Here is an 11273-nt window from a genome sequence, read left to right as displayed (position 1 = left end):
TGCGTCTGGCGTATTCGATAAAGAGCCCGACAAGCACAGACGCGGCGGTCACTATCAGATGACCGCCCATTAGTGGCCACCAGCGCCCGGCGTCGACGGCGGTGACCGATAGATGAAGACCAGCTAGGACCAGATGGCAGCTCGCCCAAATGGCTGCGGCAACATTCCGTCCTGTTGCCAGGGTGATGATGAGAATCGCGTAGCCGCCGACAATACCCGGCGCAGCGTCGATTGCGGGCCATTTGACATAGAGAATCAAGAGGGCTGTTCCGGCGACGGCAGCGGACCTGGCCGGAAAGCGCCCAGAAAGCGCGACAGCGACGAGAATCGTCCATTGCACAGCAGACGCAGGCCAGTTTTGACTCCACGCCACATCTGACCCGTGGTATAGACCAGCTAGTAGCACAGCAGCGAGTACACTCCACTGCGGCGCGATAGGGCCCAAAGCCGCAACTCGTTTGGGAACTCTGGCCCGAGCCCGGATCCGTGCTTTCCCCAACATAAGCTCATGATGCCATTTGGTGTGGCTTATGGTCATGAGGATGTGTATTTGCTCGTCAAGCAGATCTTCGCTGAGCGGTGCTCAGCTGAAGTCGAGCAGCATGCGTACGTCGTCGGCGCTCAGGCCGCCACCGCGTCCGGGCGTCCATGGCTCGCCCGCAGCGGCATCGTCGTCATTGCCGCCCAGCACGCCCGAGATGAGCTCGCGCTTTGCGTCCTGCAGAGCGACGACCTTCTCTTCGATGGTGTCTTTCGCGACCATCCGGTAGACGTGTACCGGCTTGGTCTGGCCGATCCGGTGCGTCCGGTCGACGGCCTGGTTCTCGACGGCCGGATTCCACCAGGGGTCGGCGAGGATTGCGTAGTCGGCTTGCGTCAGGTTGATGCCCGCACCGCCGGCTTTCAAGCTGATCAAGAAGACCGGATCATCGCCCGAGGTGAAGCCCTCGATCACCTGGCGGCGGTGCGGGGTCGTACCGTCCAGATACGAATAGGCAATCTTCTCGTGGTCGAGTCTGGCCGCGATCTTGCGCAGATAGCGGGTGAACTGGCTGAAGACCAGCACCCGGTGGCCCTCATCCGCAGCCTCGTGCAGCAGCGGCACCAGCGCGTCCAGCTTCGAGGACGGTGCCTTCGAATCCTTGTCTCCCTGATCGACCAGAGTCGGGTCAATCGCCAGTTGCCGCAGCCTGGTGAGGGCGGCCAGCACCTCGATCTGATTGTGGTCGATGTCGTCGGTCAGTTGCAGCACCCGTTGGCGTTCGCGCTGCAGTTGCCGGTCGTAGACGCGCCGGTGCGCGGGAGCCAGGTCGACCGAGATGACCTGCTCTTGCTTCGGCGGTAGATCAAGTGCGACCTGGTTCTTCGTCCGCCGCAGCAGGAAGGGGGCGATCCGGCGGCGTAGCAGTGACAGCAACCCTCCGGCGTCGTCGGTCTGCTTCTCGATCGGACGCTGGAAGGTCTCCCGGAATTGCTTCGGGCTACCCAGCAGACCCGGCGCGGTAAGGGTAAACATTGCCCACAGCTCGTTCAGATTGTTCTCCATCGGGGTGCCGGTGATCGCATACGTCAGCGGGGCTCCGACACCTTTCACCGCCGCGAAGACCTTGGACGTGTGGTTCTTCGCGTTCTGGGCCTCATCCGCGAGCAGGCCCGCCCACTGCTGGGCTGCGTAGTCGTCGGCCTCCAGCCGCAGCAGCGCATACGAGGTGATCACCACATCAACCTCGGCCACGATCTCGCTCAGCGGGACGCCCCGGCGAGTCTGGGTGGCCTCGATCATCACGACCTTGAGCTCGGGCGCGAACTTCTTGGCTTCGGACGCCCAGTTGGGCACCACCGAGGTCGGTGCGACCACCAGCCATGGTGCGAGATGGCGGTCATCGTCTGATGACTCGTCCACGGTTGGGGTCGGCTGAACGACCGGCGCCGGCTGAGCGCCCTTGCCTTTGGCGCGGTAGGCGGCCAAGTCGACGACCTTGTTGGCGTCCCAGACGCGATCATCCTCGTCCGGCAGACCGGGGTGCTCGCGCTCGTCCAGGATCATTGCGAGGGCCTGCACGGTCTTACCCAGGCCCATGTCGTCGGCCAGCACACCGCCCAGCCCCGACCTGCGCAAGTTCGCCAACCATCGGAAACCCTCGAGCTGGTAGGGGCGCAATTGGGCGTTCAGTCCAGCCGGCAGCTCGGCGGGCGCGGGCGGATTGGCGATGGACCGCCGTACTGCGCCGAACCATGCGTTTGCCTGGGTTTGCACGATGCCGAGCGAGAGCAGGTCTTCCCACCACGACAGTCGTACCTTTGGCACCCGGACTCCGGCGCGCCGCTGGTCACCGAGTTCGGAAGCTTCTTTCAGCAGCTCTTTGAGCTGATCGAGCTCCGGATCGTCCAGTTTCAGGTAGCTGCCGTCGGGCAGGAAAAGTGCCTCATCGCCGGCCGTCAGCGAGCTGATCAGTGTCGAGATGGGCAGCTGGTGGCCGCTGACCTCGACGCTGATCGCCAGGTCGAGCCAGTCATTGCTGGTGGGCTCATCGCTCAGTCCGATCTGGATTCTCGCCCCGGAGGTCTCCTGGAAATCGGGGAGTTCGGCGGTCTCGACCACCACCCCCAGGTCTTCGAGACGCGGCAGCACGTCGTCGATCAGTCGCACCACATCGAAGCCGGTCAGATCGGCGTCTTGGCGCAGCCCTGGTGGAAGAGGTTTGCTTGGTTCGCCCGCAGTACTGGCCTTGATGGGTGCTCGCGGGCTGATGCCCCGGGCAACGGCCGCCGGAATCTCAGCGAATTCACGGGCAACGGGCGCAGAGATAAGCTGCTCCGCATCCGTATCACGCATCGGATCGCGGGAAGCCCCCTGCAATGGCAGCGGTCCCCTGCCGCGTCCCTGCTCGTCGCGGTAGTGCCAACCCCAATGAAGATGTGCCTGCGGCTTCAGGTTGCCCGCATCGACCGAGGCGACGCCCAACTCCAGATGCAGCCGGGGCGCAGGCGGCGGCGGAGGAGTGAAGCTCTTGTCGGGAGAGACCCAGCCCACCCGCGACATACGGGGCAGCACCGTCTGAACGAAATCCTCGTAATCGCCCGACGGGATGGTGATCGCGTTGCTCTCGGCGGCCAGTTGCTTCCAGGCGCGATCGGCCGGCTGCTCGAAGCGAGCAAGGTGAATGCCCACCTCATCGCGCCAGGCCAGTCCATGCGGCGGGTCGCCGAGTTTGGACGACTCCGGATCGTCGGCCAGACCCGGGTGCCGCATGGTGGCGCGCACATCCAGCTCTCCGGCCGCGTTCTGGTGGATTTCGATCTGCGCCCGGGCAGGTTCGGGTTCAAGCATCACCGGCCGTTGCGGGCCGTCTTCGACCAGCGCTATCCCGGCATCCCGGATCTCACGAAGGACGCCCCACAGGGCCGGATGGTTGATCCGTTCCAGTGCGATCACGTCTTGCGACGCAAGATATGGCTCGACGTCGGTGTACAGCCGCCGCAGTTCATTGAGGGCGTCAAGCTGCGCCGGATCGGCATCGTCTGTCTCGCCGGCACGCAGCCGCATCCACGAGATTCCGGTTCGTACCCAGCGTTGCCGCTTGCCGGCACGCAGTGGCACGAGATGGACGAACCCAGGTCTACCGGGGAAGGTGTGCCCGAGTTCGGTCAGCCTGCGTCCAAAAACCGTGGACGCGTACCTCGCCCGCTCCGGCGATTGTTCGCCCGGGCGCGTATCGGCACGGAAAGTGAACAACAGGCCGAGCGGCTGGCGATCGGGGCGGTACTGGTCTGGGGCAGGCACGAAGATGCGGTCAAGCGTCCGGCGCCATTGCGGCATCTCGACAACGCTGGAGGGACCATACGGATCGTCCGGATCGGCATCGAAGAATCTGCTCTGCTGGCTTGTCAACAGGGCCTGGGTGCGCTCACCCGGTCGTCCGGGAAAAGGCGGCCTGCCGCGATGAGGCTCAACAAGGCCGAGTTCGGAGCAGACCACTGCCACACAATGCTTGCAGTTGTAGGCGACCGGGCAGCTACATGATCCGTTCAGCGACGCCAGGTCGCCATCGGCATCAAGGGAGTAGGAAACGTGCAGGGTGTAGTTGCGGTTGTGGGAGCCTTTGCAGCGTGCGGTGATGCCATGGTGAACACGGTCGTGATGCATCACGTTCACCCGGCCTTCGCGGGCATACGCCAGCCCGAGACCCCAGGTGCTGGGGGCCGCAAGGCCAGGAGGTCCGTCGGGTCGTTTCACATCGGCAAGCCTACGAGGGCGCGCCGACATTTTCGGAGCGATGTCGAGGCGTGACGCCGTTGAGACGACGAAACCTCTCATTCGGTGGAATCCGCGTGGATCGTCTGATTGTCTGGAAGGACAGTCGAATCTTGTGACCCTGTCCGCGAGTGCGACGCAGGGTCGTAGCTGGAGGAGGTCACCGAATGAGCGCAAACCCGCAAGGAAGGGTCGACCCGCTGGACTTTTCCGACGTCTGGGACGCCGGCGCGGGACAGGGGCCGAAGATCACTTTCACCGTGCCGACCGAGGTCGCGGATATTGGAGCCTCGAAGTCGGGAACCGTACTCAAGAACCTGCTCAAGCAGGCCCGAGCTGACCTGAATGTGGTGGGCGTCCCGGGCAAGGGTGCCGACGATTTGCTTGAGCCTGTGGAGGGACTCGTCCGTGATACGACGTACTGGCGCCTGCAAAGCCGCGGACTCATTGTCTTCGTTGCTCCAGGATTCTTCCGGGCAGTACGAGTGCCGGTCGTGGTAGAGCCCAATGTGACCGTTGGCGAGCGATTCCACCTGACACCGATAGCGGGAGTGCTGGCCACCGGGGGCCGGTGCTATATTCTGGCGCTCGCGAAGAAGGGCGTGCGCCTGTTCGACTCCACGCGCAACTCGATCGAGCAGCTTCCCCTCGGGGCGATTCCCGCGACTTTCGACGATGTCATTGAGGAGCTTCCCGAGCCTCAATTGCAGGGCCGGTCGGTGGGTGTGGGCTCGGTCGGCTATCACGGCCATGGCGACAACAGCGACACCGAGCGGCTGCTGACCGAGAGGTTCATCTCGGCCGTCGCCAAGGGAGTCGATCAAGAGCTCGGGACCGCCCGGTCGCAGCCGTTGGTGCTCGCTTCGGTCGCCGAGTATTTGCCGGTCTTCCGTAACGCATCCCGGTATCCGGTGGTTCAGGACGCGGTGATCGCGGGCAACCCGGAGCACACTCATCCGGATCGGCTCCGCTCGGATGCGTGGGCGATCCTCGCCGACAGTTCTCGCGCTCACGACACAGCAGCGCGAGAGCGGGCGCTTGCCCAGATCCACTCCGGCCGGGGCTCGGAGGACCTGGCGAAGATTTGCCGGGCTGCTGCAGAAGGACGCGTGGATGCGCTATACCTTCCCGAAGACCTGTCTCGCCTCAGCGATCCGGAGACTGCAGCCTTCATCGATGCCGCCATCTTCGACGTGGTGCAGAACTCGGGGACCCTGCGGATGCTGCGAGATGAGGACGACACGGCCCGGGCGATGGCCACGTTCCGGTACTGACTCCGGCGAGACAAGGTCAAGGAGGGTTTCGAAAGCTGAGCGTTGTGAAAAGTGTGCAATAATCTGCGCATGTACGCAGATACGCCAATTGATTCGGCTGCCGACAGCGAGTACGTCGAGCTGGCGGCGGAGGTTTTCTCGCTGCTCTCGGACCCCACCCGCATCAGGATCGTGCTGGCACTGGAGGCGGGTGAGTTGCCGGTGAACGAGTTGGCGGAACGGGTGGGCAAGGCGCCGGCTGCGGTCTCGCAGCATCTGGCGAAGCTGCGGTGGGCGAAGGTCGTGCAGACCCGTCAGGACGGGACGCGGGTCTATTACAGCTTGATCGATGAGCACGCACTTGAATTGGTGCATCAGGCAGTCTTCCAGGCCGAGCACGTGGTCGACTTCTGGCCGCGTCACCACCGCCCAGAAGTCGGAGACATCTCGGCGGCCGGAGCTACCGGGACGGCTGCGGTTTCGTGAGCGCCGATACGGATGCCGTGACTGCGTCCTATCGGCCTGAGACGCTCGAGTCGCTGTGGGAAAGGATCGATCGCCGCGATCTGATGCGCATCGCCGTGGTGACCGGAATGGCCGTACTGGCACTGCTCCTGTCGTGGCTCAATGTGGTCTGGTGGTTGACCGCTGTCGTCGCGGTGGCTGGGCTCGGGGCCGGCTGTTGGCCGATCATCGCGGAGGCCTGGGCCGATATCCGGTCGGGGCGGATGAGCATGGAGCTGTCGATGCTCATCGCGATCGTGGCGGCCGCGTTGATAGGCGAGTGGGTGACGGCCCTGGTGATCACGATCTTCGTACTGGCTGCGGAGATCTTGGAGGACCTGTCGATGGATCGTGGCCGCGATGCGTTGACCGATCTGATGAGTTTTCTGCCCACGTATGTCCAGATGCGCGCCGGCGACCAGCTGGTCGAAGTCGCGCTCGACCGCGTCCAGGTCGGCGATCTGGTGGTGGTGACCCCTGGCGGCCGGATTCCGGTGGATGGCGTGGTGGTCGAAGGACGCTCGAGCCTGGACCAATCCCGGATCACCGGAGAGTCGTTACCGGTCGATGTGGGAACGGGGTCGTCGGTCTTTGCGGGGTCCAGCAATGGCAACGGTGCGTTGACCGTGCGGGCGGAACAGATCGGCGAGACCTCGTCCTATGGCCAGATCGTTGCGGCAGTGCGGGCCGCCCAAGAGTCGGAGGCGCCGGTTCAGCGGTTGGCCGACCGGGTCGCCGGGTGGCTGGTCTACATCGCACTCGCAGGTGCGCTGCTCACCTATCTGATCACGCGGGATCTGAGGGCGACGATCTCGGTGGTCATCGTGGCTGGGGCTTGCGGGGTGGCCGCGGGGACTCCGCTGGCGGTGCTGGCCGCGATCGCCAGGGTGGCTCGCCGCGGTGCTTTCGTCAAAGACGGTACCCACCTGGAGGAGCTTTCTGCGGTCGACACGGTGGTCTTCGACAAGACCGGTACGCTTACCTACGGTGAGCCGGTGGTGACTGCGGTTCGTCCGGCGGAAGGATTCGACGAGACGTCGATACTGGAGGTGGCGGCCTCTGCGGAGTCACTGTCCGAGCATCCGATCGGACGCGCAATCGTCGGCTGTGCAAACCAGCGCGGCATCGCCATCACTCATCCCGACGACTTCAGCAGCCAACCCGGCCTCGGCATCAGCGCGCGCGTGAATGGGCACCGGGTGTGCGCCGGCAATGCCTCGCTCGTGCGAGCCGAGGTCCTTGAGCCTGCGGTCGGTACTTCGGTCTATGTCACCGTTGATGAGGCTTACGCAGGCATGATCGTGCTGACCGACACGGTCCGCGAATCAGCACGCGAGGGCGTGGCCCGTCTTCAACGGCTCGGCTTGCGCGTGGTGATGATGAGCGGGGACAACCTCGCCACCGCTCGCGCGGTCGCTGACGAGTTGGGCATCGACGAGGTTCATGCCGATCTGCTGCCGTCCGACAAGGTGCGGCTGGTCGATCAGCTGCGCAGCGACGGATCGAAGGTCGCGATGGTCGGCGACGGCGTCAACGATGCGCCGGCCTTGGCCGGGGCGGACGTAGGGATCGCGATGGGTACCGGCACGCATATCGCTCGGGAGAGCGCGGACGTGGTGCTGATCAGTTCCAGCCTGGACGATCTCGTAGGCACCGTCGAGACCGCCCGCCGGGCCCGGCGGATCGTCTTCACCAATTTCGCCGGCACCATTGTGGTCGACCTCGTCGGCATGATTCTGGCAGCGTTCGGGGTACTCGGCCCGCTGCTTGCCGCGGTGGTGCACGTCGGCAGCGAATCGGTCTTCATCTTGAACTCTGCCCGGCTCATTCCGCGCCGCGCCAACGCAAACCAGGAGATCAATGTCTGATTCGGGTAGGTCGTCGTCCGCAGGCAATCTGATGCGCCGAGGCATGAGGAGCCTGGCCCATCTGATGCCGGCGCGTGCCGATGGCACGAACCCTGTTGCGGTCAGCGCCTTTCACCGCATGGACGCGGTCCGCGACCGGTTTCGGCATCGCAAGCCGGGCTGGCCGGTCACCAGCGGCGCGTACGCCATCGGCGACCCACAGGCGAGCGTGGCGATTTGCGTGCTGACCAGCGATGAGCTGTATCCCAAGCTCGCTCTGCTGCCGGGTGTGGCGATTGCCGGAGGCGTCGTCGTCCCCAACCTCGGCATCGAAAAGATCATCCGCAATGTCGTGGCCAACCCCCGCATCCGCCACCTGGTCGTCTGCGGGCAGGAGTCGCCGGTCTTCCATCCGGGGGAGGCACTGCGGCGGTTGCATGCCGATGGTGTGGACGAGCAGAGGCGCATCATCGGCGCGCGCGGTCATCTGCCGGTCCTGACCAATGTCTCCCGCGAGCAGATCGACGCATTCCGCGCCCAGGTTCAGCTCGTCGACCTTGTCGGGGAGACCGATCCATCGGTGATCGGCGAGCGCTCGAGCGAGCTGGCGTCCGAGCCGGTGCAGGCCTTTCCGAACTCTGTGGCGGATTCTCTTGCCGACCACGGCCAACAGTTCGCCGTCGTCCGGCCGGGTGGACGACGAGAGCCGCTCGCGTACGATCCGAAGGGTTTCTTCGTGATCACCATCGAGCCGGGATCCCGCGAGATCGAAGTGCTGCACTATCTGCCTGACAACACCCCTGGGCACAGGATTCACGGGCACAGCGCCGAGGCAATTCTGTTCGGGCTGATTCGCGAGGGTCTCATCTCCCAGCTCAGCCACGCCGGCTACCTGGGCGCAGAACTCGCCAAAGCCGAAACCGCCCTGCGGCTAGGTCTGGAGTACCGGCAGGATCGGCCCCTGCACGGCTGAAGGCGCGGCGTCTCAGTCCGCGTCGTTCAGTGTCGTAGCGGCGCCGATCAAAGCCGCGATCGCCTCTCGCCTGGTGGCGATGAGCTCGGGACGTGAAACCCTCACATGGCGCATCACGGTGGTGCCGGTCAGCAGGCCTTGTGGATCGTCGAGGCGGGAGCCCTGCAGCAGAGTGAGCGACACCCACTTGCCGAACGGCGTCACGGCGGCCATGCCCCAACCGTTGTAGCCGTACTGGTGGGCGCCGTATCCGATGGCGGCGTCGACGGTGTCCACCGAGAAGCAGATCTCGGGTACAGCGGCCAGCACCAGTTCGTGCAGGCCGAGATAGCTTTCGACGATCGCCTCGGGCCGACCCGCCACAACCTCGCGGAGCTGCTCGGCCGTGGGCGATTCGATATGCGGATGAGTCTTCGCCATAGGCCGAGCCTAGGTGTCCAGCGCCCAACGCGCTTCAGTGTGCGCCAGATTGTGGCGGCCCGCCTCCGCCCTGATCGTGCAACTCTGAAGCCCGTCTTGGGCCCGATGCCTACACGATCCGAGATGAGAGGCTAGCGGGAGTTCCCGCACGGACATGTCCATGCCTGCTTGGGCTGTTTCTCTTCGCATGAGGTGGGCGATCGTGAGCGCGAGGACGCAGTAGAACACGTGCACGCGGATCTTCTGGTCGGTGAAGTGATGCATCGGCCCGAACGACACGATGTGAGGGTCTTTCATCTGCCGGAACGAGGACTCGACATCGTTTTGTGACCGGTAGGCTGCCACGATCTCGGCCGTGGACCAGTTGGCGCGGTTGGTGAACAGGATCCGTTTACCGAAGACGCGTTGTTCCAGCCGGGCACGTGCGGGCGCGTCCGTGCGGTAGGTGAGGCGGAATTCGGCCGGGGTGTTCCCGGTCAGTTCTGTGCGGAGGACCTCGGACACCCACCGTGGTTTGAGTATCTCGGTAATGGTCGCTTCGACCGCGGCCCGGCCGCGGCGGGTCTTACTGCGGGCCAGGCGGGCCTGCAGTTCCGTGAGTTGTTTGCGTGCTTCGGCCAGGGTCTGGTCGAATCCCCGGGACTGGGCGTCGTGCAGGGTGGGTGAATGGGTGAGGACTGCCCGCCGGTTGACACCAGAGCCAGACCGACCAGGCGCAGATCGAACCGTTTCTGCTTCGCCTTGCCCCGCTGCGCGATCGGTGCACGATCATTGGTGGAATCGACAACCGTCGCGAAGTTCGTCATATCCACGACCAGACCGGACCAGTCGAGATCAAACTCAGCCTGGACACGCTGGCCGATCCTCGTTTCGATCCGGGCCAGCGTGTCCTGATCGAGACAATCCATCGCGTCCCAGAACCGGCGATGGTCGAGCATTGCGCCCTTCAGGCCGGTAAAGCGGGGACCTGCGGTGGTGGCCCACCAGTCAGCAAACGCCAGTTTCGAGCACGGCGCGACGATCCTGTTCACCGTCGCCAGACTGATATAGGTACCGACACTGGCAGCAGCGTCAGACCGGCGGGGACGTTCCGCGTCGATGATGCCTGCCACATCCAAGCGCTCAAGCATCGCCCACACGGCCGCGAGATCACCGAACGTCTTATGCTGCGTCCTCGACGGCACTCCCGCATCCGTGCCCGTGCCAGACAGCCGGGCAGCGATCTCCTCGGCCGGGCCAAGGTACTGCTGCGACACAATCCTCGGTTTCCCATCCACCCGAGCCGACTCGACAAGATAGTAATACGTCTTCCCGCCCTGCCTCTTCCCCACAATCGACGCCATATATAGGTAATACACCATCAAAGACCAAAAGCCGGTACCAACACGGGTTACAAACCGACAGAATCAGACAGCCCGGAAACTCCCGCTAGAGGAGCGTCGACCTATACGTTAAACTCGGCTGGCTCTTTGTAATCGGGAGTTGCTTTCCATGGCCAGATACTCAAATCAAGCACTGGTGATTCGAAGTCCCTGATTTGGGCCACGTCGTCGACGGCACGCCCTATCTCTTCGGGCTCATTCAAAAGGATAAGCGCAACAAGTGCACCCGATTCGGGGTCCACCTGCAACTCGAGATAGCCCTGCGCTGGGTCACGCACGAGAAGATGAAGCAGATCACCGAAGTTTTCAACGCCCCACTTCACGATGAGTGAGATCCATGGATCAACCATGACAGCGGCAGGTCGACAGGGTACCGACGACACAATCTTGACCGTCATCCCATCACCCTACTGGAAGCCCATGAATTAGAGCCGGTTGCGGATCGCTCGCCGACTGCCTGAACTCCAATTCCCAACCGCCAACTGTCATTGGGTGGCCAAGAGGAACTCCGCCTTGGGTTGATTCGGCAACGGCCGCCTGCAGACTTCTCAACCGTTCCTGGGTGCCAAGGCCAACCATTTCTGGGCTTTGGCCGCGTCGTGTCGCACCTTGCGCGGCCTGTTCGAAGTGCTCTGTGAC

General features: G+C 64.0%; 10 protein-coding genes. 4 read left to right on the top strand and 6 right to left on the bottom strand.

Annotation, left to right across the window (positions count from 1 at the left end):
* Positions 1-340, bottom strand: a 340-nt coding sequence (locus AAFP05_RS04040; protein ID WP_341728576.1) for a hypothetical protein, incomplete at its 3' end; no start/stop codon positions are given.
* 243 nt (positions 341-583) lie between these two features.
* The gene (locus AAFP05_RS04035; RefSeq protein ID WP_341728575.1) at positions 584-4237 is read right to left on the bottom strand and encodes a DEAD/DEAH box helicase; all 3654 of its coding nucleotides are present in this window, start codon (positions 4235-4237) and stop codon (positions 584-586) included.
* Between the two features lie 185 nt (positions 4238-4422).
* On the opposite strand from AAFP05_RS04035, the gene AAFP05_RS04030 reads away from it, so the two are divergent.
* The 4 genes from AAFP05_RS04030 to AAFP05_RS04015 all read left to right on the top strand — a co-directional run bounded on the left by AAFP05_RS04030 (position 4423) and on the right by AAFP05_RS04015 (position 8832).
* Positions 4423-5529 carry a hypothetical protein gene (locus AAFP05_RS04030; protein WP_341728574.1) on the top strand — a complete coding sequence of 369 codons (1107 nt, stop codon included), beginning with the start codon at positions 4423-4425 and terminating at the stop codon, positions 5527-5529.
* Between the two features lie 69 nt (positions 5530-5598).
* Positions 5599-5994: a metalloregulator ArsR/SmtB family transcription factor gene (locus AAFP05_RS04025; RefSeq protein WP_341728573.1), complete on the top strand. Its 396-nt coding sequence runs from the start codon at positions 5599-5601 to the stop codon at positions 5992-5994.
* The gene (locus AAFP05_RS04020) at positions 5991-7880 is read left to right on the top strand and encodes a cation-translocating P-type ATPase (protein ID WP_341728572.1); all 1890 of its coding nucleotides are present in this window, start codon (positions 5991-5993) and stop codon (positions 7878-7880) included. Before AAFP05_RS04025 ends, AAFP05_RS04020 begins: the two co-directional genes overlap by 4 nt.
* Entirely contained in the window at positions 7873-8832 is a 960-nt protein-coding gene (locus AAFP05_RS04015; protein ID WP_341728571.1) for a hypothetical protein, read from the top strand. The genes AAFP05_RS04020 and AAFP05_RS04015 overlap by 8 nt, the downstream gene beginning before the upstream one ends.
* A 12-nt stretch (positions 8833-8844) precedes the next feature.
* Here AAFP05_RS04015 and AAFP05_RS04010 read toward each other — a convergent pair whose 3' ends face one another.
* The 4 genes from AAFP05_RS04010 to AAFP05_RS03995 form a co-directional block, all read right to left on the bottom strand.
* Positions 8845-9252 (bottom strand): DUF1801 domain-containing protein, encoded by a 408-nt coding sequence (locus AAFP05_RS04010; protein WP_341728570.1) that lies wholly within the window; start codon positions 9250-9252, stop codon positions 8845-8847.
* A 9-nt stretch (positions 9253-9261) separates the two neighbouring features.
* The gene (locus tag AAFP05_RS04005) at positions 9262-9756 is read right to left on the bottom strand and encodes a hypothetical protein (protein WP_341728569.1); all 495 of its coding nucleotides are present in this window, start codon (positions 9754-9756) and stop codon (positions 9262-9264) included.
* The gene (locus tag AAFP05_RS04000; RefSeq protein WP_341728568.1) at positions 9729-10508 is read right to left on the bottom strand and encodes a hypothetical protein; all 780 of its coding nucleotides are present in this window, start codon (positions 10506-10508) and stop codon (positions 9729-9731) included. Before AAFP05_RS04000 ends, AAFP05_RS04005 begins: the two co-directional genes overlap by 28 nt.
* A gap of 188 nt (positions 10509-10696) precedes the next feature.
* On the bottom strand, positions 10697-11032 hold the full coding sequence (locus AAFP05_RS03995; protein ID WP_341728567.1) for a hypothetical protein: 336 nt from the start codon (positions 11030-11032) through the stop codon (positions 10697-10699).
* Between the last annotated feature and the right edge of the window lie 241 nt (positions 11033-11273).

It is taken from the genome of Brooklawnia sp. (assembly GCF_032229645.1).
Lineage (GTDB): Bacteria > Actinomycetota > Actinomycetes > Propionibacteriales > Propionibacteriaceae > Brooklawnia.
This window is presented reverse-complemented; position numbering and strand designations above follow the sequence as displayed.

Bases quoted from the DNA above. Each gene is read 5' to 3' on its own strand.
- AAFP05_RS04015 (WP_341728571.1), top strand. From the start codon at position 7,873: ATGTCTGATTCGGGTAGGTCGTCGTCCGCAGGCAATCTGATGCGCCGA.
- AAFP05_RS04030 (WP_341728574.1), top strand. From the start codon at position 4,423: ATGAGCGCAAACCCGCAAGGAAGGGTCGACCCGCTGGACTTTTCCGAC.
- AAFP05_RS03995 (WP_341728567.1), bottom strand. From the start codon at position 11,032: ATGACGGTCAAGATTGTGTCGTCGGTACCCTGTCGACCTGCCGCTGTC.
- AAFP05_RS04025 (WP_341728573.1), top strand. From the start codon at position 5,599: ATGTACGCAGATACGCCAATTGATTCGGCTGCCGACAGCGAGTACGTC.
- AAFP05_RS04010 (WP_341728570.1), bottom strand. From the start codon at position 9,252: ATGGCGAAGACTCATCCGCATATCGAATCGCCCACGGCCGAGCAGCTC.